The 23,307-nt window shown below is 71.5% G+C and carries 21 protein-coding genes; 15 read left to right on the forward strand and 6 right to left on the reverse strand.

Features of this window, described 5'->3' with window-relative positions; all coding sequences use genetic code 11:
- The first annotated feature begins 133 nt into the window (after positions 1-133).
- Genes ACGFYV_RS09335 through ACGFYV_RS09350 form a run of 4 tightly spaced genes read left to right on the forward strand, consistent with a single transcriptional unit; the run spans position 134 to position 4,367 of the window.
- A complete protein-coding gene (locus ACGFYV_RS09335; RefSeq protein WP_393877738.1) occupies positions 134-844 on the forward strand; it encodes an LPXTG cell wall anchor domain-containing protein in 711 nt (236 codons plus the stop codon).
- 21 nt (positions 845-865) lie between these two features.
- On the forward strand, positions 866-1,918 hold the full coding sequence (locus ACGFYV_RS09340; RefSeq protein WP_393877739.1) for a hypothetical protein: 1,053 nt from the start codon (positions 866-868) through the stop codon (positions 1,916-1,918).
- Positions 1,915-3,060 carry a hypothetical protein gene (locus tag ACGFYV_RS09345; protein ID WP_393877740.1) on the forward strand — a complete coding sequence of 382 codons (1,146 nt, stop codon included), beginning with the start codon at positions 1,915-1,917 and terminating at the stop codon, positions 3,058-3,060. Before ACGFYV_RS09340 ends, ACGFYV_RS09345 begins: the two co-directional genes overlap by 4 nt.
- 2 nt (positions 3,061-3,062) lie before the next feature.
- On the forward strand, positions 3,063-4,367 hold the full coding sequence (locus tag ACGFYV_RS09350) for a hypothetical protein (protein WP_393877741.1): 1,305 nt from the start codon (positions 3,063-3,065) through the stop codon (positions 4,365-4,367).
- An 82-nt stretch (positions 4,368-4,449) separates the two neighbouring features.
- On the opposite strand, the gene ACGFYV_RS09355 is transcribed toward ACGFYV_RS09350, so the two are convergent.
- Positions 4,450-5,955 (reverse strand): peptide MFS transporter, encoded by a 1,506-nt coding sequence (locus tag ACGFYV_RS09355; protein WP_393877742.1) that lies wholly within the window; start codon positions 5,953-5,955, stop codon positions 4,450-4,452.
- A gap of 489 nt (positions 5,956-6,444) precedes the next feature.
- On the opposite strand from ACGFYV_RS09355, the gene ACGFYV_RS09360 reads away from it, so the two are divergent.
- Together ACGFYV_RS09360 and ACGFYV_RS09365 are read left to right on the forward strand one after the other, a co-directional pair.
- Positions 6,445-7,122, forward strand: coding sequence for a response regulator transcription factor (locus ACGFYV_RS09360; RefSeq protein ID WP_020940464.1), 678 nt, complete (start codon positions 6,445-6,447; stop codon positions 7,120-7,122).
- 243 nt (positions 7,123-7,365) lie between these two features.
- Positions 7,366-8,634, forward strand: coding sequence for an ATP-binding protein (locus ACGFYV_RS09365; protein ID WP_393877743.1), 1,269 nt, complete (start codon positions 7,366-7,368; stop codon positions 8,632-8,634).
- A 135-nt stretch (positions 8,635-8,769) separates the two neighbouring features.
- On the opposite strand, the gene ACGFYV_RS09370 is transcribed toward ACGFYV_RS09365, so the two are convergent.
- Positions 8,770-9,294: a GtrA family protein gene (locus ACGFYV_RS09370; RefSeq protein ID WP_393877744.1), complete on the reverse strand. Its 525-nt coding sequence runs from the start codon at positions 9,292-9,294 to the stop codon at positions 8,770-8,772.
- A 182-nt stretch (positions 9,295-9,476) separates the two neighbouring features.
- Here ACGFYV_RS09370 and ACGFYV_RS09375 point away from each other — a divergent pair, with 182 nt between their 5' ends.
- From ACGFYV_RS09375 to ACGFYV_RS09390, 4 genes are all read left to right on the forward strand, one after another.
- The gene (locus ACGFYV_RS09375; protein WP_393877745.1) at positions 9,477-10,616 is read left to right on the forward strand and encodes a 5-(carboxyamino)imidazole ribonucleotide synthase; all 1,140 of its coding nucleotides are present in this window, start codon (positions 9,477-9,479) and stop codon (positions 10,614-10,616) included.
- Positions 10,613-11,134, forward strand: a complete 522-nt coding sequence (purE, locus tag ACGFYV_RS09380; protein WP_393877746.1) for a 5-(carboxyamino)imidazole ribonucleotide mutase — start codon at positions 10,613-10,615, stop codon at positions 11,132-11,134. Before ACGFYV_RS09375 ends, purE begins: the two co-directional genes overlap by 4 nt.
- A 5-nt stretch (positions 11,135-11,139) precedes the next feature.
- Positions 11,140-12,342: a dipeptidase gene (locus ACGFYV_RS09385; RefSeq protein WP_393877790.1), complete on the forward strand. Its 1,203-nt coding sequence runs from the start codon at positions 11,140-11,142 to the stop codon at positions 12,340-12,342.
- A 247-nt stretch (positions 12,343-12,589) separates the two neighbouring features.
- A complete protein-coding gene (locus ACGFYV_RS09390) occupies positions 12,590-13,807 on the forward strand; it encodes a dipeptidase (protein WP_393877747.1) in 1,218 nt (405 codons plus the stop codon).
- A gap of 10 nt (positions 13,808-13,817) precedes the next feature.
- Here ACGFYV_RS09390 and ACGFYV_RS09395 read toward each other — a convergent pair whose 3' ends face one another.
- Positions 13,818-14,186, reverse strand: a complete 369-nt coding sequence (locus ACGFYV_RS09395; protein WP_393877748.1) for a VOC family protein — start codon at positions 14,184-14,186, stop codon at positions 13,818-13,820.
- A gap of 102 nt (positions 14,187-14,288) precedes the next feature.
- Between ACGFYV_RS09395 and ACGFYV_RS09400 the strand changes: the two genes are divergently transcribed.
- Positions 14,289-14,795: a CGNR zinc finger domain-containing protein gene (locus ACGFYV_RS09400; RefSeq protein WP_393877749.1), complete on the forward strand. Its 507-nt coding sequence runs from the start codon at positions 14,289-14,291 to the stop codon at positions 14,793-14,795.
- Positions 14,796-14,963: 168 nt separating this feature from the next.
- On the opposite strand, the gene ACGFYV_RS09405 is transcribed toward ACGFYV_RS09400, so the two are convergent.
- On the reverse strand, positions 14,964-16,307 hold the full coding sequence (locus tag ACGFYV_RS09405) for a UDP-glucose dehydrogenase family protein (protein ID WP_393877750.1): 1,344 nt from the start codon (positions 16,305-16,307) through the stop codon (positions 14,964-14,966).
- 180 nt (positions 16,308-16,487) lie between these two features.
- Between ACGFYV_RS09405 and ACGFYV_RS09410 the strand changes: the two genes are divergently transcribed.
- Both ACGFYV_RS09410 and ACGFYV_RS09415 read left to right on the forward strand, forming a co-directional pair.
- Complete coding sequence (locus ACGFYV_RS09410) at positions 16,488-17,645, forward strand: acyl-CoA dehydrogenase (RefSeq protein WP_393877751.1); 1,158 nt, start codon at positions 16,488-16,490, stop codon at positions 17,643-17,645.
- Positions 17,646-17,821: 176 nt separating this feature from the next.
- A complete protein-coding gene (locus tag ACGFYV_RS09415; RefSeq protein ID WP_393877752.1) occupies positions 17,822-18,184 on the forward strand; it encodes a four-helix bundle copper-binding protein in 363 nt (120 codons plus the stop codon).
- Between the two features lie 79 nt (positions 18,185-18,263).
- On the opposite strand, the gene ACGFYV_RS09420 is transcribed toward ACGFYV_RS09415, so the two are convergent.
- Positions 18,264-19,580 carry an LCP family protein gene (locus ACGFYV_RS09420; RefSeq protein ID WP_393877753.1) on the reverse strand — a complete coding sequence of 439 codons (1,317 nt, stop codon included), beginning with the start codon at positions 19,578-19,580 and terminating at the stop codon, positions 18,264-18,266.
- A 119-nt stretch (positions 19,581-19,699) separates the two neighbouring features.
- Between ACGFYV_RS09420 and ACGFYV_RS09425 the strand changes: the two genes are divergently transcribed.
- Complete coding sequence (locus ACGFYV_RS09425; RefSeq protein WP_393877754.1) at positions 19,700-20,251, forward strand: acyl-CoA thioesterase; 552 nt, start codon at positions 19,700-19,702, stop codon at positions 20,249-20,251.
- A 34-nt stretch (positions 20,252-20,285) separates the two neighbouring features.
- On the opposite strand, the gene ACGFYV_RS09430 is transcribed toward ACGFYV_RS09425, so the two are convergent.
- Positions 20,286-21,683, reverse strand: a complete 1,398-nt coding sequence (locus ACGFYV_RS09430) for an LCP family protein (RefSeq protein WP_393877755.1) — start codon at positions 21,681-21,683, stop codon at positions 20,286-20,288.
- A 305-nt stretch (positions 21,684-21,988) separates the two neighbouring features.
- Between ACGFYV_RS09430 and ACGFYV_RS09435 the strand changes: the two genes are divergently transcribed.
- On the forward strand, positions 21,989-23,032 hold the full coding sequence (locus ACGFYV_RS09435; protein WP_393877756.1) for a glycosyltransferase family 2 protein: 1,044 nt from the start codon (positions 21,989-21,991) through the stop codon (positions 23,030-23,032).
- The last annotated feature ends 275 nt before the right edge of the window (positions 23,033-23,307 follow it).

A 23,307-nucleotide genomic window follows, 5' to 3' on the forward strand; every position in this document is an offset into this window, starting at 1 on the left:
ACTCCGCTCTCCTCGCGTGTGCGTCGGATCGGCGCAACTCCCGTGTGTGACGCGTCTTCCTTCCTTACGGCCCCCGGCGTACCTTGACGGCCAAATCTGATGTCCCGTCAGGAATGAATGGGGTGGACCGTCCGTGTCGTACCCGAAACGAACCGCCGCGCTCGCGTCCGCCGCGGCGCTGGCAGGGGCGGCCGTGCTGCTGGCCGCGCCGGCGGCCCACGCCGACGTCGTCGACGTCAACTACCAGTGCAAGACGCCGATCGGCCAGAAGCGCGCCCTCTCGCCCATCGACATCAAGGGGGTGAGGAGCGGCAGCGGATACCGGATCACGATGTCCTGGCAGAAGGGCGTCTCCTCCAGCCCGGTCGAGCTGGGCAAGGGCGCGATGAGCCCGAGCGCCACCATCAGGCTGGGCGGCGCCGACAGCGGCACGCTCGCCGTCTCCGGGCCACCCAACGCGGCGGCGATACCCGCCAACACCCCCATCAAGATCAGCGACTTGACGGGCACCTACACGCCCAGGAAGACCGGCAAGGTCACCTTCACGGCGGCCACGCTCACCATCAAGGCCCTCGGTACGACGACGACCTGCACGCCGACCAACAACCCCAAGCCGTCCCTGACCCTGGACGTGACGGCGGCCGGCGGCGCGAGCAACGCCTCGTCCTCAGGGTCCTCCTCGGCATCCTCATCCGGCGGCTCCGGCGGCTCTGGCGCCCAGCTCCCGCAGACCGGCCCCGAGGACTCCGCGGTCGCCCTCGGCACGCTCGGCGGCACCGTGCTGCTCGCGGGCGCGGCGGGAGACCTGTGGCTGACCCGCCGGAACCAGGCCGTCCGCCGCTGAACCCCCGTCATGGAGCCGCCCATGCAGTCCGCCGCCCGCGCCCTGCCCCGCCCACGGCGCCCGCGCCCGGCCCGCTCTCTTCCGGCGGCCCGCTCCCTGCCCGTGGCCCTGTGCCTGCCCGTGGCCCTGTGCCTGCTCGTACTGTGGGGCACGGCGCCCACCGCCTGGGGAGCGCCCCCGCGCGCGGAACAGGGCGGCTGGTCCCTCGCCCCGTCCGGGACCGGCCGACCCTCCTTCTACGCCGAGGGCCCGCCCGGTGCGGTCCTGCGGGACACGGTGTCCGTCACCAACCCCGGGCGCACACCCGTCGGCGTGCACCTCACCAGCACCGGCGTGCGGATCACCTTCGCCGAGCGGGACGTGCGCGTACCCGCCCGCACCCGGGCCGAAGTGCCCTTCACGGTGGCCGTGCCGGCCGGGACCGGGCCCGGTGACCGCGCCGGCGCGATCGTCGCGCGCGCGGACGACGGCCGGACGCGGACCGTCCGCCTGCGCCTGCGCCTGCGCCTGCGCGTAGGCGGCCCGGCGCTCGCCGCGCTGACCGTCGAGCATGTGGCCGTGCACGGCGACCGCATCACGTGCGAGCTGGTCAACCGCGGTACGACCGTCCTCGTGCCCCGGCTCGCGGTGCGCGCGGACGGTGTCCTCGGCCGGGTCCTGGACCGCGCGCCGCGCACCCTGCCGGTCCACCTGCGCCCGAGCGCCCGCATGACACTCACCGAGCCCTGGCCGGACCGGCCGGCCCTGGACGCGGTCGACGTACGGCTGACGGTCACGGCGGCCGGCGGAGCGCACGACACGGCGACCGCGTCGGCCCGGTTCGTGCCGTGGGGAGTGCTGGCGGGGCTGGCGGGGGTGGCCGGCGCGGTGCTCGCGGGTGCGGGCGCGCTGATCGTCGTACGACGACGGGGGCGCCGTACGACGGACGGCGACCCGGAGTCCGACGCGACGCCGGCCGATGCCGCCATGCCCATGCCCACGCCCATGCCCATGCCCATGCCCACACCCATGCCCATGCCCATGCCTGGAACGTCGTCCACCGACGCCGAGTTGACGGGAGGTGCGGTGAAGTGAGCGGCACCGTACGGATGGTGTGGCTGCCCGCGCGGGCCGCGGTGCTCGCGCTGCTGCTCCTGCTGCCCCTCGCCGGGCCGGCGACCGCGTCGAGCACGGCGGAAACGCAGCCGGGTGTGCGGCTGTCCGCGTCGCAGGCGGGCGCGGGCGGTTCGATCACCGTCAGCGGGAGCGGCTGGCGGCCGCACACCCTGGTGATGATGCTGATCTGCGGGCGCGCCACCCCGGACCGGGGGGTGATCGGCGGCACCAACTCCTGCGCCAACGCGGACGGCCGGGCCGTGACCACCGACACCGGCGGCGCCTTCGCCACGAAACTGCCGGTCGCCGAGCCGCCGGTGCCATGCCCCTGCGTGGTGCACGTGGCCACGGTGACCGGCGCGAAGGCCGAGGCGGACGCCGTCCTCCAGGTCGCCGGGCACCCCGTCGCCCCGCTGCCCGCCGGATCCTCGGGCGGCCGGCTGTCGATCCTGTCCGACACGCGACTGACCGGCTCCGGCGGGCTGTTGACCTGGTTCGGCGCGCCCCCGAGCCGCACCCTCGCCTTCACCGCCGGCAACGTCGGCACCGCGGCGATCAAGGACCCGGTGTTCAAGGTCGGCACCGCGCACGGCGTCTTCGCGCCCCAGTGGGACGAACAGCAGTGGCACGGCACCCTCGCACCCGGCAGGAAGGCCCAGATCGAGCTGCCGGTCGAGCTGTCCGCCGGGGCCCACGGCGACTACACCGTCTCCCTGGAGTACGACGGCAAGGTCCTCGCCGAGCAGCCGTGGGGGGTGGGCCGTCCCTGGGGCGTGACGCTGTTCTGGATCCTGCTGTGCCTGGTCGTACCGGCCGCGCTGTTCCGCGTCGGAATGGCCGTCGTGGACCGGGTACGGCCACGGCGGCCCGGCGCGGTCCGCCACCGGCGCCTCGCCCGGCCCGTCCTGCGCCTGCCCCTCTCCCGCACCCCCGGAACTCCCGGGACCTCGGCCCCCTCCGGGACCTCCGGGACCTCCGGAGCCTTCGGGACCGAACCGACTCCGACCCTGCCGTGGTTCACCCCGGGCTCCGCTCCGGGCGCCCCGGCCGGCCGGCTCTCCGCACCGCACGACGACAGCCCGACGAGTCCTACGACTCCCACCCAGAAGGGACCCACGTGAGCATGCGAAGGAGAGGTACACCGGCTCGCCGGACGGGCGCCGCGGGCGCCGCACTGGTGCTCTGTTCGGCGGGCGTGCTGCTGGGCGTGGCGGCGGCGCCCGCGCAGGCGGCCCAGGTGTCGTTCGCCACCCACTGCGTGCCCCCGGCGGGCATCAGCCCCGTCGACGGCACCACGAAGGTGGAGATCGACGCGCCGGCGACGGCGAAGGTCGGCGACACCGTCGACATCGTGTGGACGTTCGTTCAGGCGGCGTCCAAGAACCCGGACATCATCGACCTGCCCGCCAACTCGGTACAGCCGTCCGGGGTCCTCAAGGCGGCCGGGGCGCAGACCGGCGACATCGCCATGCAGGGCCCGCGGCAGAACCCGGCTGTCCCCAAGGGCGCCGACATGGTCCTGTCGGACATGAAGGGCACCCTGAAACTGACGGCGCCCGGTGAGGTGACCCTGACGCCGGACGCGTACACGGTCAACGCGATGTCGACGGACACCAAGTGCACGCCGAAGGAGACCGTCCAGAAGGCGGCGACCATCCAGGTGAGCGCGGGGAGCGGCGGTTCGTCCGCGCCGCCCAGCCAGTCGACGAGCCCGAGCGGCAGCCCGAGCCCCACCGGCGGCGAGAGCCCCTCCGGCAGCCCGAGCCCGTCGAACAGCGGTGGCAGCGGCCAGACCGACTTCACCGGCAAGGAGGTCCAGATCCCGTACGCCTGCAAGACACCGATCGGCGACAAGAGCGCGACCTCGCCGGTGCAGATCAACGCCCGGAAGAACGGCGGGAGTTACGACCTCACCGTGCAGTTCAAGAAGTCCGTGATGGACAGTCCCGCCGACATCCCCAAGGGCTCCGTGAAGCCCTCGATGGAGGTCGTGCTGGGCGGCGCGGACAAGGGCACCGTGCAGGTGGAGGGGCCGGCGAACGCCAACGACATCAAGTCCGGCGACCCGATCGAGATCCCCGACCTCACCGGCACCTACAAGCCGGGCGCGAGCGGGACGTCGACCCTGTCCCCGGGCGTGCTGACCGTCAAGGCCCTCGGTACGACGACCACCTGCACGCCCACGAGGACGGAGGTCTCGCTCACCCTGGACACCGCCCAGCAGCCGGGCGGCGCCTCGGGCGGCACGTCGGCCTCCGGCGGCTCCTCCACGGCCGGCGGGAGCAGCGGCAGCGGCGGTGCGGGCGGCCTCGCCGAGACGGGCTCCGGGGACCACGGCGCCCTGAAGGCCCTCGGCCTGGTCGCGGGCACGGCGATCCTGCTGGGCGGCGCGGTGTTCACGTTCATGCCGAGGCGCAGGACGCGGTAACCGGCGCGCAAGCGCGGGGCCGAACGGGAAGGGCCGCCGCACCCACCCGGGTGCGGCGGCCCTTCCTCGGCCGGGACCGGCGTCAGTTCATGTCACCCATGAGCTTGTTGACCTTGCCGCGGTACATCCACACCGCGACACCGGCGACCACGGCGAGCACGGCCTCCAGGGCGACGAAGCCCATCCTGTCGAGATTGACTCCGCCGACGGCCGGGTTGGACAGCAGCGCGGTGACCGAGTCGCCCGCGGTGACCGCGAGGAACCAGACGCCCATCATCTGCGAGGCGTACTTCTTCGGCGCCATCTTGGTCGTCACGGACAGGCCCACCGGAGACAGCGTCAGCTCACCGACCGTCTGGACGAAGTAGATCGCGACCAGCCACATCGCCGCGGCCTTGTGACCACCCTCGGCGATCGACAGCGGGGCGAGGAAGAGGAAGAACGACGCACCGACCAGCACCAGACCGGAGGCGAACTTCACGATCGTGCTCGGCTCCTTGCCGCGGCGGTTCAGCCACAGCCACAGCCAGGCGAAGACCGGCGCCAGGGCCATGATCATGACCGGGTTGACCGACTGGTACCAGGAGACCGGGAACTCCCAGCCGAAGACGGTGTTCTCGGCCTTGCCGTCGGCGAAGAGCGACAGGGTCGAACCACCCTGGTCGTAGATCATCCAGAAGACGGCCGCGGCCACGAAGAACCAGATGTACGCCGAGACGCGCGAACGCTCGGTGGTGTCGAGGTCCTTGTCCTTCAGTATCCGCGCGATGACAACGATCGGCACGATCAGGCCGATGACCGTGAGCGGGATCAGCGCCCAGTTCAGGGTGAAGTGGCCGGTGCCGCCGACGAGGCCGTAGAAGACCGCGGCGATGGCCAGCCAGATCAGGCCCTTGCGCAGCGTGGCCTTCTTCTCCTGGGCGGACAGCGGGGTCGGGACGATGTCGCTCTGCGGGCTCAGGTGACGGCCGCCGAGCAGGTACTGGGCCAGACCCAGCGCCATGCCGAGCGCGGCCAGCGCGAAGCCGAAGTGCCAGTTGACGTTCTCACCGACGGTGCCGATGATCAGCGGCGCGGCGAAGGCGCCCAGGTTGATGCCGATGTAGAAGAGCGTGAAGCCACCGTCACGGCGGGCGTCGTCCGGGCCCTTGTAGAGGTGGCCGACCATCGTGGAGATGTTGGCCTTCAGCAGACCGGAACCTATGGCGACCAGACCCAGGCCGACGAAGAAGCTGACGGCCGCGGGCAGCGCCAGGCACAGGTGGCCGATCATGATGATCAGACCCGAGACGGCCACCGTCTTGCGGGGACCGAGGACGCGGTCCGCGAACCAGCCGCCCGGCAGGGCGAGCAGGTAGACGAGCGACACGTACACCGAGTAGATCGCGGTCGCCGTGCCCGCGGTCAGGTGCAGGCCGCCGGGGGCGACCAGGTACAGCGGGAGCAGGGCCCTCATGCCGTAGTAGGAGAAACGCTCCCACATCTCGGTCATGAAGAGAGTGGCCAGGCCGCGGGGGTGGCCGAAGAAGGTCTTCTCGGAACCGGGGGTGCCCGGGGTGACCGAGTCCTTCGTCAGGCTGGACGCCATGTCGTTCCTTGCTGGTCGGGACGCGCGATTGAGCGCTGCGCGCCCGGTGGGGTGCGGCCGGCACCGGCGGGTCGGTCGTCCACCCCCCACGCCCAGGGGGAGTCCGCACCGGATCGCGGGGCGGAGGACGGCGACCACCGGGATCCACGCCCGGACGCGTCGCGGCGTCCCGGGCCCGGCCAGGGGTCATTCCTTTCGAGGCTGATGTTCATCAGCCTGTACACAAAAGAGACCTTCAGCGTCATGTGCCCGCCAAAGGTCCCCGGTGTACTACAGGCGTTGCAGGTCACCATACGGCAGGACACCGCCTGATATGGAAGGACTTGAGACAGGGATCACAGGTGTCGAGGGAACCGGGCGACCTGTTTCGAAGGTCTCTTCCACGATCTCATCCCAGGGGCAATGGTTCGTACCAGCGGCGTACGAAGGTAAGAATCCCGGGAAGCGATCACACCCCGGCACCGTGGACGGGCGGACTACCATCACCTCATGACCCGTGTACTGCTCGCCGAGGACGACGCTTCCATCTCGGAGCCGCTGGCCCGCGCCCTGCGCAGGGAAGGGTACGAGGTCGAGGTGCGCGAGGACGGACCCACCGCGCTCGACGCCGGAATGCAGGGCGGCGTCGACCTGGTCGTGCTGGACCTGGGCCTGCCCGGCATGGACGGCCTCGAAGTCGCCCGCCGGCTGCGTGCCGACGGCCACACCGTACCCATCCTCATCCTGACCGCGCGGGCCGACGAGGTGGACACCGTCGTCGGCCTGGACGCGGGCGCCGACGACTACGTGACCAAGCCCTTCCGGCTCGCCGAACTGCTCGCCCGCGTCCGGGCCCTGCTGCGGCGCGGCGCCGCCGAACCCCAGCAGCCGCCGGCCACCCACGGCGTGCGGATCGACGTCGAGTCGCACCGGGCCTGGATGGGCGACGAGGAACTCCAGCTCACCGCGAAGGAGTTCGACCTGCTGCGGGTGCTGGTGCGGGACGCCGGACGGGTGGTGACCCGGGACCAGCTGATGCGCGAGGTGTGGGACACGACGTGGTGGTCGTCGACCAAGACCCTCGACATGCACATCTCGTGGCTGCGCAAGAAGCTCGGCGACGACGCGGCGAACCCCCGGTACATCGCGACGGTGCGCGGAGTCGGGTTCCGGTTCGAGAAGAGCTAGGCGCTGCCGCTGCTGCTGCCGCTGGGGCTCGGCCGGGTTCGTGGTCGTGCCGCAGGGGGGTCGCGCCGTGGGGGGTGACGCGGCCGGGCGACTGCGGGTTCGTGGTCGCGCCGTAGGGGGGTCACGCCGTAGGGGGTGACGCGGGTGGGTGACCGCGGGTTCGCCGTGGCGGGTCGCGCAGTTCCTCGCACCCCCTTGGGGGTTGCCACACTGGTGTCGTAGAGCCACCCCCCGGAGGGCCCCGTGCGTCGTCGTCTCATCCAGTCCACCCTTGCCGTCGTTCTCGTCGTGATCGCCGTCTTCGGTGTGTCGCTGGTGATCGTGGAGACGCGGACGATCACCAACAGCGCCCAGGAGCGGGTGGAGTCCGAGGCGGTGCGGCTGGCGAGCATCGTGGACAGCCGGATCATCGCGGCGGAGAACGTGAACGCCGACGTGCTGCGCAACCCGGTCAGCAAGACCCAGTACGCGGAGATCCGGGTCCCCGGCCGGGTGCCGATCGAGATCGGCACCAAGCCGCAGGGCGATGTGATCCGTTCCACCCAGCGGGGCGAGGAGGGCGAGACGGTCACCGTGGAGGAGCCGCGCTCCTCCGTGACCCGTGAGGTCGGCCGCACCCTGCTGGTCATCGCCCTGGTCGCCCTGCTCGCCGTGATAGCGGCCGTCCTCCTCGCCGTACGCCAGGCCAACCGGCTCACCTCCCCGCTGACCGACCTCGCCGAGACCGCGGAACGCCTCGGCTCCGGCGACCCGCGCCCCCGGCACAAGCGCTACGGCGTCCCCGAGCTCGACCGGGTCGCCGACGTGCTGGACTCCTCCGCCGAGCGGATCGGCCGCATGCTGACCGCCGAGCGGCGGCTCGCCGCCGACGCCTCCCACCAGCTGCGCACGCCGCTGACCGCGCTGTCCATGCGGCTGGAGGAGATCACCCTCACGGATGACCCGGACACGGTGAAGGAGGAGGCGAACGTCGCCCTCACCCAGGTCGAACGGCTCACGGACGTGGTGGAGCGGCTGCTGACCAACTCGCGCGACCCGCGCACCGGCTCCGCCGTCTCCTTCGACCTCGACGAGGTCATCCAGCAGCAGCTCGCCGAGTGGCGGCCCGCCTACCGCAACGTCGGCCGTGCCATCGTCAGCTCCGGCAAGCGGCACCTGAAGGCGGTCGGCACGCCCGGCGCCGTCGCGCAGGTGCTGGCCGCGCTGATCGAGAACTCGCTCATGCACGGAGGCGGGACCGTCGCCCTGCGCACCCGGGTCACCGGCAACCAGGCCGTGATCGAGGTCACCGACGAGGGGCCCGGGGTCTCCGCCGACCTGGGCGCGCGGATCTTCGAGCGGGCCATCAGCGGCCGCAACTCCACCGGGATCGGGCTCGCCGTGGCCCGCGACCTCGCCGAGGCCGACGGCGGACGCCTGGAGCTGCTCCAGTCGCAGCCGCCCGTGTTCGGCCTGTTCCTGTCCCGTACGCACCCGGCCCGCAGGACGGACGAGGAACCGACGGTCCGCTAGACGGTCCGGCGAGCCGCGCCCCGGACGGAGAAGGCTGCCGAAGAGGGCTTCCGAAGTGAGCTTCCGAAGTGAGCTTCCGCCGGAAGATGGCTTCCGAGGCGGGCTACGGGACCCGCTGCCCCGGTTTGGAACGGGCTACGGGACCCGCTGCCGCGGCTTGGAGCGGGGCGCGCGCGACTCCTGCTCAAGGATCGACTGCTCCAGGAGCGGCCCCGCGCCGGTCACGGCCTCGCCGGCCGGCATCGCCCGGAACACCCAGGTGCGGTACGACCAGAACCGGAACAGGGTCGCCACGCCGATGCCGATGAACTTGAAGACGTTGCTCTGCAGCGGCGTGTCCCAGCCGAAGCCGTACGTCGCCAGGTAGAGCACGCCGTTCTCGATCACCAGGCCGATCACGCTGAAGAACAGGAACAGCGAGAGTTCCTTCGTGCGCCCGCTCTTGTCACGGTCCCGGTACGTCCAGTAGCGGAAGCCGACGTAGTTGAAGACGATCGCGACGACGGTCGCGATGATGCTGGCGCGCACCACCGGCAGGCCGGAGACATGCCGGACCAGGTTGAACACACCCAGATTGACGAGCACACCGGCGCCGCCCACGGCACCGAACTTGGCCAACTCGCGTACGAGCCGTCGCAGCCCCGAGGAACGATGTTCCATGGCGGTGCAGCTCCCGTCCGTAGGTTTTGTCGGCCCAGCCATGCTATCCAGCCGACCGGGCCGACGCCCGCCCGCCGGGCCACAGCTCGGAAACAGGTCGGAAAGAGCCGGGAAAGCGACGGGTAAGAAGACGCGAGAGGGACGAAAACGGGCGCGGTCGCCGTGGCCGATACGCTAGGGGGGTGACGTTCCCGGTAGTCGGCATGGTCGGCGGGGGGCAGCTCGCGCGTATGACGCACGAAGCGGGCATCCCGTTGGGCATCAGGTTCAAGCTTCTCAGTGACACCCCTCAGGATTCCGCGGCGCAGGTCGTCAGCGATGTCGTCATCGGCGACTATCGCGACCTGGACACGCTGCGTGAGTTCGCGCGCGGTTGCGACGTGATCACCTTCGATCACGAACATGTACCCACCGAGCACCTCCGGGCGCTGGAGGCGGACGGCATAGCCGTCCGCCCCGGTCCCGACGCCCTGGTGCACGCCCAGGACAAGGGGGTGATGCGCGCCAGGCTCGACGCGATCGGCATCCCCTGCCCACGGCACCGGATCGTGACCGATCCCGAGGACGTGGTCCGTTTCGCGGCGGAGGGCGACGGGTTCCCGGTCGTCCTCAAGACCGTCCGCGGCGGATACGACGGCAAGGGCGTGTGGGTCGTGGAGTCCGCCGAGGAGGCCAGCGACCCGTTCCGGGCCGGCGTCCCGGTCCTCGCCGAGGAGAAGGTCGACTACGTCCGCGAGCTGGCCGCCAACGTCGTCCGCTCCCCGCACGGGCAGGCCGTCGCCTACCCGGTCGTCGAGTCGCAGCAGGTGGGCGGCGTCTGCGACACCGTCATCGCGCCCGCCCCCGGCCTCGCCGAGGAGCTGGCGCTCCAGGCCGAGGAGATGGCGCTGCGCATCGCCAAGGAACTCGGCGTCGTCGGCCACCTCGCCGTCGAGCTGTTCCAGACCCACGACGGCCGCATCCTCGTCAACGAACTGGCGATGCGCCCGCACAACTCGGGCCACTGGACCCAGGACGGCGCGATCACCTCCCAGTTCGCCAACCACGTCCGCGCCGTCCTCGACCTCCCGCTCGGCGACCCCCGCCCGCGCGCCAAGTGGACCGTGATGGCCAACGTCCTCGGCGGCGACTACCCGGACATGTACTCCGCGTACCTGCACTGCATGGCCCGCGACCCCAAACTCAAGATCCACATGTACGGCAAGGACGTGAAGCCCGGCCGCAAGGTCGGACACGTCAACACCTACGGCGACGACCTGGACGACGTGCTGGAACGCGCCCGTCACGCAGCCGGCTACCTGAGAGGCACGATCACCGAATGAGCCCCGTTGTTGGCATCGTCATGGGGTCGGACTCCGACTGGCCCGTCATGGAGGCCGCCGCCCAGGCCCTCGACGAGTTCGAGATCGCGTACGAGGTCGACGTCGTCTCCGCGCACCGCATGCCCCGAGAGATGATCACGTACGGCGAGCAGGCGGCCGACCGCGGCCTGAAGGTGATCATCGCCGGGGCCGGCGGCGCCGCCCACCTGCCCGGCATGCTCGCCTCCGTGACCCCGCTGCCGGTCATCGGCGTGCCCGTCCCGCTGAAGTACCTCGACGGCATGGACTCCCTGCTGTCGATCGTGCAGATGCCGGCCGGCGTTCCGGTCGCCACCGTCTCCGTCGCCGGTGCCCGCAACGCCGGCCTGCTCGCGGCCCGCATGCTCGCCGCGCACGACGAGGACCTGCTGCAGAAGATGCGCGACTTCCAGCAGGACCTGAACGACCAGGCCACCGAGAAGGGCAAGCGGCTGCGCGCCAAGGTCGAGGGCGCCTCGGGCTTCGGCTTCGGGAAGTGACCCCGATGACCTTCCTGGAGGACGCCCGCGCCCTGCTGCGCGAGTTCCCGGTCGTCGACGGCCACAACGACCTCCCCTGGGCGCTGCGCGAGAAGGCCGGCTACGACCTGGACCGCCTGGACGTCGCGGGCCACCAGCACGAGCACCTGCACACCGACATCCCCCGGCTGCGGGCCGGCGGCGTCGGCGCGCAGTACTGGTCGGTGTACGTCCCGGCCGAGCAGCCCGACCCGGTCGCCGCGACGCTGGAGCAGATCGACTGCGTACGGCAGCTGCTGGACCGCTACCAGGCGGACCTGGCGCCCGCCCTGACCGCCGCCGACATGGAGGCGGCGCGCGGTGAGGGCCGTATCGCCTCCCTGATGGGCGCCGAGGGCGGCCACTCCATCGCCAACTCGCTGGGCACCCTGCGCGGCCTGTACGCGCTCGGGGTGCGGTACATGACCCTCACCCACAACGACAACGTGGACTGGGCGGACTCGGCGACCGACGAGCCCGGCGTCGGCGGTCTGTCGGCGTTCGGCCGTGAGGTCGTGCGGGAGATGAACCGGCTCGGCATGCTCGTCGACCTCTCCCACGTGGCGGCGACGACGATGCGCGACGCGCTGGACACCTCCACCGCCCCGGTGATCTTCTCCCACTCCTCGTCGCGGGCCGTGTGCGACCACCCCCGCAACATCCCCGACGACGTCCTCGAACGCCTCCCCGCCAACGGCGGCATGGCGATGGTGACGTTCGTGCCCAAGTTCGTCCTCCAGGCCGCCGTCGACTGGACGGCCGCCGCGGACGACAACCTGCGCGCGCACGGCCTCCACCACCTGGACACCACCGCCGAGGCGATGAAGGTGCACCGCGCCTTCGAGGAGAGCACCCCGCGCCCGATCGCCACCGCGGCGACCGTCGCGGACCACCTCGACCACATGCGCGAGGTGGCCGGCATCGACCACCTGGGCATCGGCGGCGACTACGACGGCACCGCGTTCACGCCGGACGGCCTCGGCGACGTCTCCGGCTACCCGAACCTGATCGCCGAACTGCTGGAGCGCGGCTGGTCCAGGGCCGACCTGGCCAAGCTGACCTGGCAGAACGCGGTACGGGTGCTGGGTGCGGCGGAGGACGTGGCCCGGGATCTGCGGGCGACCCGCGCGCCGTCCAACGCCACGATCGAGTCCCTCGACAACGCCACGACCGCGTCCCTCGACGGCTGATCCCGGTGTGGGCGGGGCGGGCGGTCCGGCCGCCGGCCCCGCCCACGACCGTGTCACCGGCCCCGCCTCCCCGGCCTGCGTGGCGTCCCCGGCCCGTGCGGCGTCACCGGCCCGCGCGGCACAGCGGGCCGTACCGCCGTACCCCCGAACGCCCCACTCACCAGGAACGATCCGTCCCTCCCGTGCGACGGTGGCCGTACGCCAGCCACGACACGACGTAGCTCACGCCGACGTACGGAGCCCGCCCATGGCCGACCTCCAGAACGACATGTCCGCCACGCCCGAGGTCGGCGAGGTCGGCGAGACGGGCGAGACGGGCGAGACGGGCGAGACGGGCGAGACGGGCGAGACGGGCGAGACGGGCGAGACGGGCGAGACGGGCGAGACGGGCGAGATCGGCGGACTGCCGGACGACCCCTTCCCGGCCGGGCCGTACGACGACGGCACCAGAACCCGGGACGAGGCGCTGGAGCGCGCTCACGCCCTGCTCGCCGAGCACCCCGTCGCCGACGGCTACAGCGGACTCCCGTGGACCCTGCGCCGACTGGGCCGGTACGACCTGGAGCAGGCCGGCACGGCGATCGACACGGACCTGCCGAGGCTGCGCGAGGGCCATGTCGGCGTCCTGTTCTGGTCGCTGCACCAGCCCGAGGGGCCGGCCCGCGGCCGTGCCGTGGCCGCGACCCTGGAACAGCTCGACCTCGCCCGCTCGGTGGTCGACGCCCACCCCGAGGGGCTGCGGCTGGCGGTGACCGCCGGGCAGGTCATCGACGCCCGCAACTGCGGCCGGGCCGCCGTCGTCCTCGGCCCCGCCCAGGCCAGCGCGCTCGACGACTCCCTGGCCGTCCTGCGCGCCCTGCACACCCTCGGCCTGCGCGTCCTCACCCTGACCGGCACCGCCTGGGCGGGCGAGGCCGGGCTGACCCGGTTCGGCGACGAGGTCGTCCGGGAGATGAACCGGCTCGGGGTGCTCGCCGACCTCTCCGGAGCCTGTGACGTCACGGTCAGCCGGGCCGCCGCCGTCTCCCGCAGCCCCGTGGTGTGCACCCGCTCAGGCGCCCGCGCCCTGCGCCCGCACCCCGCCAACCTGTCCGACGCCCTGCTCGCGGAGTTGGGCGAGGCCAAGGGGCTGTGCATGGTGCCGCTCACCGCCGAGCAGACCGGCCCCACCGTCCAGGACGTCGCCGGCCATCTCGACCACGTCCGGGCCGTCGCCGGCCCGGACTGCGTCGGCCTGTCCGGCACCTACGACTCCGGCGCCGCCCACCCCCACGACCTCGCCGACGCCTCCCGCTACCCCCACCTCATCGCCGAACTCCTGCGACGCGGCTGGTCGGAGACCGAGCTGTCCCTGCTGACCTGGGGAAACGTGCAGCGCGTCCTGCGCAGCGCCGACTTCACGGCCAAGGCCGCGCAACTGCGTCGGCGGCCGTCCATGGCGAGCATCACGGAACTGGACGGCTGAGCCCCGGCTTTCAGCCGGCGCACAGGCAGAACGGGTGGCCCACAGGGTCCGCGTACACCCGCCAGGAGCGGGAGCCGTCCTCCGTGTCCAGCGGCCGGGCGCCGAGAGCCAGCACCTCCTTCTCGGCGGTGTCCAGATCCTCGACGGTCAGGTCCAGGTGGAACTGCTGCGAACGGTCGGGCGCGGGCCACGCCGGGGCCACGAAGCCCGGTGCCGCCTGGAACGCCAGCGTCTGTCCGCCGGGCACCGTGAGATCCACCCACGAGCTGTCCGCAGGGTCCTCCTCGACGGTGCCGCCCAGCACCCCGGCGTAGAAACCGGCCAGCGCGCGGGGATCGGGACAGTCCAGGACGACGGCACCCAGCCTGGCGAGAGCCATGACTTCCTCCTCGGAGTCAGGATCGATGACCGTGTTACCCATAAAGGCGGGCAACCGGTAACGGTTACTGCATGCTCCCGCACAAGAGGTAACGTCGCAAGCATGAGTGAGAGATCGGCCGCTCCCGGGGGCCTCGCCCTCGTCGAGTCCCTGGTCAACACCGTGGACCTCGAGTCGGGCGCCGACACCCTGGACACCCCGGAGGGCCGCGACCGGCTCGGCATCACCGAGGACGAGACGGCCCGGGCCCGGGAGCTGCGCGAGTCGCTGCGCGCCACCCTGCTCGCCCACGCCGGGCACCCCCCGCACCGCACGACCACCCCGCTCGGCGAGCTGCTGGCCCGCGCCCCCCTCTACGTCGCCGTCGACGACCGGGACGGCTCCGCCCACCTCGCCCCCGCCGACACCGCCCCGCTGCTCTCGCGCGTCGCCGCCGCCGTCGCCGAGGCGCTGGTCGCCGGCACCTGGACCCGGCTGAAGGCGTGCGAGGCCGAGACCTGCCACTGGGCGTACTACGACCGCAGCCCGGCCGGACGCGGCCGCTGGTGCTCGATGCGGGTGTGCGGAGCGCGCGCGAAGATGCGCCGGTACCGGGCCAAGGACCGGTAAGGCACGGGAGGTTCACCGGCCACGGCCGAGTCCGGTGGTGCAGAATGCGGGAAGACGCCGGTTCGGCCGACTGAGCCTCGGCCGAACCGGCGTCCCCGGTGAAGAATCCTGCCGCGACGCCCTACGACTGCTCACGACGTCCTACGACTGCTTACGAGACGCGACGTCCTACGCGGTCGGGCGGCCCATCGCCCGGTACGTCCACCCGGCCCGCCGCCACAGCTCCGGGTCCAGGGCGTTGCGCCCGTCCAGGATCACCCGGGCCGCCGCGGCCTCGCCCAGCGCCGCCGGGTCCAGCTCACGGAACTCCCGCCACTCGGTCAGGTGCAGGACCACGTCGGCACCCCGGACCGCCTCCAGCGCCGAGCCGGCGTATCCCAGCGTCGGGAAGAGCCTGCGGGCGTTGTCCATGCCCTTCGGGTCGTACACGGTCACCTGGCCGCCCTGGAGGTGTATCTGACCGGCCACGTTCAGCGCGGGCGAGTCACGGACGTCGTCCGAGTCGGGCTTGAAGGTGGCGCCGAGCACCGCGACCCGCTTGCCCAGGAACGAGTCGCCGCCGAGCGCCTCACGGGCCATCTCCACCATCTGGCCGCGCCGGCGCATGTTGATCGAGTCGATCTCGCGCAGGAACGTCAGCGCCTGGTCCGCGCCCAGCTCGCCCGCGCGCGCCATGAACGCCCGGATGTCCTTGGGCAGACAGCCGCCGCCGAAGCCGATGCCGGCGCGCAGGAACTTCTTCCCGATCCGGTCGTCGTGCCCGATGGCCTCCGCCAGCTTCGCCACGTCACCGCCGCCGGCCTCGCACACCTCCGCCATCGCGTTGATGAAGGAGATCTTCGTGGCGAGGAAGGAGTTCGCGGCCGTCTTCACCAGCTCGGCCGTCGGGAAGTCCGTCACCACGAACGGCGTACCCTCGCCGAGCGGTGTGGCGTACACCTCCCGCAGCAGCTTCTCGGCCCGCTCGCCGCGCACGCCGACCACGATCCGGTCCGGGTGCAGGGTGTCCTGGACGGCGAAGCCCTCGCGCAGGAACTCCGGGTTCCAGGCCAGCTCGGCGTCCGCGCCGGCGGGCGCGTGCTCCGCCAGGTACGCGGCGAGCCGCTCGGCCGAGCCGACCGGCACCGTCGACTTGCCGACGACCAGCGCCGGGCCGCGCAGATGCGGGGCCAGCGAGGCGATCGCGGAGTCGACGTACGACATGTCGCAGGCGTACTCGCCGTGCTTCTGCGGCGTGTTCACGCAGACGAAGTGGACGTCGCCGAACTCGGCGACCTCGGCGAAGTCGGTGGTGAAACGCAGCCGGCCCGAGGATCCCTCGATGCCCGCGACGTGCCGGCGCAGCAGTTCGTCGAGCCCCGGCTCGTACATCGGGGTCTCGCCGCGCTCCAGCATCGCGATCTTCTCGGGCACGACATCGAGACCGAGCACCTCGAAGCCCAGCTCGGCCATGGCCGCGGCATGCGTGGCGCCCAGATAGCCGGTGCCGATCACGGTGATCTTCAGGCTCATGGATGTGCTCCAGATCGGGTACGTCGGTGATGCGGTGCCGAGCATAGTCGGGCCGCCTGACGGGCAATTTCCCCGCTGTCGCGTAGCTCACGTAGGCGTCCGCCGGGCCGCCCACTAAAATTTGGGTTACTTAACGGTAATTAGCGTCAGAATCACTGCGTCTTTGGAGCGTGAGAGACCGTGGCCGCAACGGCTGACTTCGACCTGTACCGCCCGTCCGAGGAGCACGACATGCTCCGCGACGCCGTCCGCTCGCTGGTCGAGGCGAAGATCGCGCCGTACGCCGCCGCGGTGGACGAGGAGGCCCGCTTCCCGCAGGAGGCCCTCGACGCCCTCGTGGCGAACGACCTGCACGCCGTGCACGTCCCCGAGGAGTACGGCGGCGCCGGCGCCGACGCGCTCGCCACGGTCATCGTGATCGAGGAGGTGGCCCGCGCCTGCGTGTCCTCCTCCCTCATCCCCGCCGTGAACAAGCTCGGCTCCCTCCCGGTGATCCTCTCGGGCTCCGAGGACCTCAAGAAGAAGTACCTCGCCCCGCTCGCCAAGGGCGACGCGATGTTCTCGTACTGCCTCTCCGAGCCGGAGGCGGGCTCGGACGCCGGCGGCATGACGACCAAGGCGGTCCGCGACGGCGACCACTACGTCCTCAACGGCGTGAAGCGCTGGATCACCAACGCGGGCGTCTCCGAGTACTACACGGTCATGGCCGTGACCGACCCGGCCAAGCGCACCAAGGGCATCTCCGCCTTCGTCGTCGAGAAGTCCGACGAGGGCGTCTCCTTCGGCGCCCCGGAGAAGAAGCTCGGCATCAAGGGCTCCCCGACCCGCGAGGTCTACTTCGACAACGTCCGCATCCCCGCCGACCGCATCATCGGCGAGGAGGGCACCGGCTTCGCCACCGCCATGAAGACCCTGGACCACACCCGCATCACCATCGCCGCCCAGGCCCTCGGCGTCGCCCAGGGCGCCCTCGACTACGCCAAGGGCTACGTCCAGGAGCGCAAGCAGTTCGGCAAGCCGATCGGCGACTTCCAGGGCATCCAGTTCATGCTCGCCGACATGGCCATGAAGATCGCCGCGGCCCGCGCCCTGACCTACCAGGCCGCGGCCGCCTCCGAACGCGGCGACAAGGACCTCACCTTCCAGGGCGCCGCCGCCAAGTGCTTCGCCTCGGACATCGCCATGGAGGTCACCACGGACGCCGTCCAACTCCTCGGCGGCTACGGCTACACCCGCGACTACCCGGTCGAGCGGATGATGCGCGACGCGAAGATCACCCAGATCTACGAGGGCACCAACCAGGTCCAGCGGATCGTCATGGCCCGGAACCTGCCGTAGCGGCAACGGCTCCACGCACGGAGGGAGGGCGTCCCCACGGGGCGCCCTCCCGGCTTTCCGGGGCCGAGGGCGGTGTGGGCCTTCCGACTGGTCGGTCACATGCGGGGTGGGGGTGGGCGGCGTAGGACGGAAGCACATGGGGCCCGCCCCGGGTCCCCGCGCTCCGAGGAGGAGCCATGGCCCAGCCTTCGACGATGCCCCCCATGACCAAGCAGATGCAGGAGTGCGTCGACGCGTGCATGAGCTGCCACAGCGTCTGCGAGGAGACGATGAGCGCCTGCATGCAGATGGGCGGTCAGGCCCAGATGCAGGTCATGCGGGCGCTCATGGACTGCTCCGAGATGACTCGGATGTGCGCCGACATGATGATGCGCCGCTCGCCCATGTCCCCGGAGATGTGCGCGATGTGCGCCAAGGCCTGCGACATGTGCGCGGAGGCGTGTATGGCGATGCCCGACGACCCGCAGCTGATGCGATGTGCCGAGGCGTGTCGCCGCGCCGCGCAGACGTGCCGGGCGATGGAGGGCGCCCGGATGTGACGACCGGCGCCTGAACGGAGCAAGGGCACCCGAGCGGGTGCCCTTGACCGAGTGGGTGGGACGTGGGGGAGGGGACGGTTCAGTTGCTGGAGACGGTGACCTTCTCGTCGTTCTTCAGCTCGTTCACCAGCGTCTTCACCTTCGCCTTGTCCCAGACGAGGTTGCCGCCCGAGGAGCCGGATATCGGCATGTTCATGGACTTGCCGTCGCCGCTGCTGACGCCCTTCATCGCCCAGAACATGGACGCCAGGTCCCACAGGCTCATGTCCTTGTCGACGATCAGGGAGTCCAGGCCCGCGCCCATCACCGGATAGAACTTGAAGGGGTTCAGGATCGTCCCCGGAGTGGCGACCTGGTGGGCCAGTGCCGAAAGGAACTTCTGCTGGTTCTTGGTGCGCTGCAGGTCGGACGCGGCGAACGCGTGCCGGGTGCGGACGAAGGCGAGGGCCTGCTGGCCGTTCAGCGTCTGCTTGCCGGCCTTGAAGTCGGCGCCGGACCACTTGTCCTTGAAGCCCTGGTCGAGGGTCATCTCGACGCCGCCCACCGCGTCCACGATGTTGGCGAAGCCCTGGAAGCCGATCTCCACGTAGTGGTCGATGTGCAGCCCGGTGTTGTACTCGACCGTGCGCACCAGCAGCGTCGGGCCGTCGAACGCGTACGCCGCGTTCAGCTTGTTCGTACCGAGCGGGCCCCTGATCTTGCCGGACTCCGAGCCCTGGAACTTCGGGATGGTGACGTTCGAGTCACGCGGCAGTGAGACCAGCGTGTCGCCGTTGTCGCCGACGTGCAGGATCATCATCGAGTCCGTGCGCTTGCCCTCGGCGCCGCCGGTGTGCAGCTTCTTCTCGTCCGCCTTGGTCATGCCCTCACGGCTGTCCGAGCCGACGATCAGGTAGTTCGTGCCCGATCCGGCCTCCGGCCGGTCGATGACCTTGGACAGGTCGACCTCGCGGCGCAGCTTGGAGTCGGCCCAGAAGTAGGTCGCCACGGATGTGACGATGAGCACGGTGGCGAGGGTGATCGCCGTCCACTTGATCCGCCGCCGCCAGTTCGGCCGCTGCCGGTAGTGCTGGAGGTCGGGGTCGGCGTCGTTGTCGTTCGGGACGAAGCCGCCGCCCCGGCCACCGCCGTAGACGTGGCCCGTGTTGTAGCCGCTGTCGTAGTCGTCGTACTCCTCGTACCCCTGGCCGTCGGTGTACGACGGCTGCTGCGGCACTCCACCGTGGTACTGCGGAGCCGACGGGCCCGGGGAGCCGTACCCGCCCTGTCCGGGCGGCGTCGCGCCGCGCTGCACATGGCGCATCCTGCGGGCACCCTCCGGCTGCGCGCCGGCACTGCCGCGTCCGTAGCGCGGGCCGCGGTTGTCGTCGGACCATCCCTCGGGCCAGTCATTCATGCGCCCCAGTGTGCAGGGATCCGCCATATGGCTTACAAGCCCTGTCGGAAAATAAGAGCGCTGCTGTTGCGAATCCGACACAAAATCCGTGATCGTGACGTCGGCATAAGGTAGAGGCCATGACAGACCAGGCCCCGGACGCGGATCCGGACATCCCAGGCAAGCCCACGTCCGCCTCCCGGACCACCCTCAGCCACATCATGACCCAGAACGACACCAACCTGCTGGGGACGGTGCACGGCGGGGTGATCATGAAGCTGGTCGACGACGCGGCGGGCGCGGTGGCCGGCCGGCACTCCGGCGGACCCGCCGTCACGGCGTCCATGGACGAGATGGCGTTCCTGGAGCCGATCCGCGTCGGTGACCTGGTCCATGTGAAGGCGCAGGTCAACTGGACCGGCCGGACCTCCATGGAGGTCGGTGTGAAGGTCCTCGCCGAGCGCTGGAACGAGTCGACCCCGGCCACCCACGTCGGCTCGGCCTATCTGGTCTTCGCGGCCGTCGACGCGGACGGCAAGCCGCGCGCCGTCCCCACGGTGATACCCGAGACCGAGCGCGACCGGCGCCGCCACCAGGAGGCGCAGATCCGGCGCACCCACCGGCTGGCCCGGCGGCGCGCGATCCGTGAGCTGCGCGAGAAGCGGGTGGCGGAGGGCCTCGTGGAGGACTAGGTGGACTGGCGGGGGGACTGTGCTCAGGGAGACTCTAGGCTCCCTGTCCTCCCGAGCAGATCACCTCGCTGCCCCTGACCACGGCCTGCTCGGGCTGGGCCGTGTCCGGGGGCCTCACCCGGTGGACCTTGGACATGTCCGTGAAGTCGGCGCCGGCGGTGACCCTCAGGAGAGGCCCCTGGTTCTTCACCGGGTGCAGTTGGCTGCCGGGCAGGGCGGCGGCGAGGGCGCGGGCGGAGCGGTCCCAGCGGGGGTCGTAGGTGATCACGGTGTGCGTGGCGTCCTGCCGGGCCGCGGTGACCGGCCGGTGGGTGGTGGCGAAGCCGGTGGCCGCGAGCGCGGTGTCGAGCCGTCTGGCGAGGCCGGCCGTCTCGGTGCCGTTCTCCACCTGGACGCGGATCTGCCGGGGGTCGACCTCGACGGCCGTCGCCGTCGGCGCCCGCTTCGGCTGCGGGCGGTTCACGGCGAGCGGCTTGTCGTCGTGCAGGGACGCGAAGAGCCGGCCGGCCTGGACCGGGTCCCACTTCAGGGTCGAGCCGATGCCCTTGACCTGGAAGTTCATCTGCCCGATGGGGACGGTGGTGAACTCCGAGGAGGACGGTGAGAAGTTCCGCATCGCCCGTCCGAGGTCGAGCAGCTCGTCCGTGCCGAAGCCCTCGTCGGCCCGCACCGAGCCCAGCACCGCCCGGGTCACGTCCCGGAACCGCATCGGGTTGAGCAGCACCCCGGAGGAGGTGGCCCGCTCGATCAGCGCCGCCAGGAACCGCTGCTGCCGCTTCATCCGGCCCAGGTCGCTCGCCGCGTCCACGTGCCGGGCGCGGACGTACTGCAGCGCCTGCCCGCCGTTCAGGGTGTGGGTGCCGGGTGCGAGGTCGAGGCCGGTGTACGAGTCCTTCAGCGGCGTCGGCGTGCAGATCCGGACGCCGCCGAGCACGTCCACGGTCTTCATGAAGCTGGTGAAGTCGACCTCCAGATAGTGGTCGATCTTCACGTGGGTCATGTTCTCGACCGTGCGCACGGTCAGCTGGGGCCCGCCCTCGGCGTAGGCCGCGTTGAGCTTGATGGGGTGCGGTCCGTGCCGCTGCCCGCTGTTCTGGTCGACGTGCGCGGGCACCTCGGCGTACGAGTCCCGGGGCAGGCTCACCACGGTCGCCCGGTCCCGGTCCTCCGAGATGTGCACGATCATGATCGTGTCCGTGCAGTGGCAGGGCGCGCCGCCCAGCCGGTACGCACGCCGTTGGGCCTCGCTGATCTTGTCGCGGCCGTCGGTCCCGACGAGCAGGACGTTCATGCCGCGGCTTCCGGCGGGCCGGTTCTTCATGTCCTTGAAGGCGTCGACCCGCGCGATGCCCGCGCCCAGGCTGGTGACCACCGCGTGGCCGATGCCGGCCGCGGCGAGCACCACCACGGACAGCGTGGTCAGCGCACGCATGGCCCAGCGGGGCCGCCGGGGTCGCCGGGGCCGTCCGGGCCGTGCGGACCGTCCGGACCTCACCCTGCGCTCGGGCGGCCCCGGCACACGGCGGGCCTGCGGCGGCCGGCGTCGCGGCCCGGGGGGACCTCCCGCGCTCTTGGCCGCGGGGGAGGGGGACCGAGGCGGGCTGGGCAAGAGGACACCTCCGGGCTGCGGCCGTACGTGGGATTTGTGTGCACCGTAGGCCGATAGGATCTCCATCCCGCGTCGCAGCCCCGGCGGCGCGCACCGGTGTCCCCCGTTCGCGGTAACGTGAGGCCCCTATGAACGCCAAGCCCGACGTGCGACTCCCCGCGGTTTCTGTGATCATGCCCGTCCTCGATGAGGAGCGGCATCTGCGTGGGGCCGTCCAAGCGATCCTCGCGCAGGAGTACGCCGGCGAGATGGAGGTCGTGATCGCCCTCGGTCCGTCCACGGACCGCACGGACGAGATCGCCGCCGAGCTCGTGGCCGAAGACCCCCGCGTGCACACCGTCCCCAATCCGACCGGCCGCACCCCCGCCGCGCTGAACGCGGCGATCAAGGCCTCCCGGCACCCCGTCGTGGTCCGTGTCGACGGCCACGGCATGCTCTCCCCCAACTACATCGCGACCGCCGTACGGCTCCTGGAGGAGACCGGCGCGCAGAACGTCGGCGGCATCATGCACGCCGAGGGCGAGAACGACTGGGAGCACGCGGTCGCCGCCGCCATGACCTCGAAGATCGGTGTCGGCAACGCGGCCTTCCACACCGGTGGCCAGGCCGGCCCCGCCGAGACCGTCTACCTGGGCGTCTTCCGCCGTGAGGCGCTGGAGCAACAGGGCGGCTACAACGAGGAGTTCATCCGCGCCCAGGACTGGGAGCTGAACTTCCGCATCCGTGAGGCGGGCGGGAAGATCTGGTTCTCGCCCGAGCTGAGGGTGTCGTACCGGCCGCGCCCGAGCGTGAAGGCGCTCGCCAAGCAGTACAAGGACTACGGCCGCTGGCGCCATGTCGTCGCCCGCTACCACGAGGGCTCGATCAACCTGCGCTACCTCGCCCCGCCGACGGCGGTCTGCGCGATAGCCGCCGGTCTCGTGGCGGGCGTGGCCCTGACGCCGTGGGCTCTGGTGATCCCCGGCGGCTATCTGGCGGCGATCGTGGCGGGTTCGCTGCCGGCGGGCAAGGGCCTGCCGCTGAAGGCGCGGCTGCGGATCCCGGTGGCTCTGGCGACGATGCACATGTCGTGGGGGTTCGGCTTCCTGACCAGCCCCAAGTCCCTGGCCAGGCGGGTGATCGCCTCGCGGCGCCCGGCGGTGACGGACCCCGTCGAGCGCGATCGCGTGTGACCGGGTGAGTATCGCGTCTGACCCGGTGAGCGACGAGTGAAAGGGGCCCCTCCTGTCCGGGAGGGGCCCCTTTCAGCTGCTCGTCAGCCGTACGGGTCAGCTGCTCGTCAGTCGTACGGGCCGGTGCCCGACTGACGGACCGGACGGTGGTGCCCGCTGCCACTCAGTCGTACGGGCCGGTGCCCGCTGCCACTCAGTCGTACGGGCCGGTGCCCGCTGCCACTCAGTCGTACGGGCCGGTGCCCGCTGCCACTCAGTCGTACGGGCCGGTGCCC

This window comes from Streptomyces sp. NPDC048297 (genome assembly GCF_043201585.1).
Classification (GTDB): Bacteria; Actinomycetota; Actinomycetes; order Streptomycetales; family Streptomycetaceae; genus Streptomyces.

What these genes read in the sequence shown, in the direction of transcription:
- ACGFYV_RS09340 (WP_393877739.1), top strand. Translation starts at nt 866, where the DNA reads ATGCAGTCCGCCGCCCGCGCCCTGCCCCGCCCACGGCGCCCGCGCCCG.
- ACGFYV_RS09350 (WP_393877741.1), top strand. Translation starts at nt 3,063, where the DNA reads ATGCGAAGGAGAGGTACACCGGCTCGCCGGACGGGCGCCGCGGGCGCC.
- ACGFYV_RS09355 (WP_393877742.1), bottom strand. Translation starts at nt 5,955, where the DNA reads ATGGCGTCCAGCCTGACGAAGGACTCGGTCACCCCGGGCACCCCCGGT.
- ACGFYV_RS09360 (WP_020940464.1), top strand. Translation starts at nt 6,445, where the DNA reads ATGACCCGTGTACTGCTCGCCGAGGACGACGCTTCCATCTCGGAGCCG.
- ACGFYV_RS09370 (WP_393877744.1), bottom strand. Translation starts at nt 9,294, where the DNA reads ATGGAACATCGTTCCTCGGGGCTGCGACGGCTCGTACGCGAGTTGGCC.
- purE (WP_393877746.1), top strand. Translation starts at nt 10,613, where the DNA reads ATGAGCCCCGTTGTTGGCATCGTCATGGGGTCGGACTCCGACTGGCCC.
- ACGFYV_RS09385 (WP_393877790.1), top strand. Translation starts at nt 11,140, where the DNA reads ATGACCTTCCTGGAGGACGCCCGCGCCCTGCTGCGCGAGTTCCCGGTC.
- ACGFYV_RS09390 (WP_393877747.1), top strand. Translation starts at nt 12,590, where the DNA reads ATGGCCGACCTCCAGAACGACATGTCCGCCACGCCCGAGGTCGGCGAG.
- ACGFYV_RS09395 (WP_393877748.1), bottom strand. Translation starts at nt 14,186, where the DNA reads ATGGCTCTCGCCAGGCTGGGTGCCGTCGTCCTGGACTGTCCCGATCCC.
- ACGFYV_RS09400 (WP_393877749.1), top strand. Translation starts at nt 14,289, where the DNA reads ATGAGTGAGAGATCGGCCGCTCCCGGGGGCCTCGCCCTCGTCGAGTCC.
- ACGFYV_RS09405 (WP_393877750.1), bottom strand. Translation starts at nt 16,307, where the DNA reads ATGAGCCTGAAGATCACCGTGATCGGCACCGGCTATCTGGGCGCCACG.
- ACGFYV_RS09415 (WP_393877752.1), top strand. Translation starts at nt 17,822, where the DNA reads ATGGCCCAGCCTTCGACGATGCCCCCCATGACCAAGCAGATGCAGGAG.
- ACGFYV_RS09420 (WP_393877753.1), bottom strand. Translation starts at nt 19,580, where the DNA reads ATGAATGACTGGCCCGAGGGATGGTCCGACGACAACCGCGGCCCGCGC.
- ACGFYV_RS09425 (WP_393877754.1), top strand. Translation starts at nt 19,700, where the DNA reads ATGACAGACCAGGCCCCGGACGCGGATCCGGACATCCCAGGCAAGCCC.
- ACGFYV_RS09430 (WP_393877755.1), bottom strand. Translation starts at nt 21,683, where the DNA reads ATGCGTGCGCTGACCACGCTGTCCGTGGTGGTGCTCGCCGCGGCCGGC.
- ACGFYV_RS09435 (WP_393877756.1), top strand. Translation starts at nt 21,989, where the DNA reads ATGAACGCCAAGCCCGACGTGCGACTCCCCGCGGTTTCTGTGATCATG.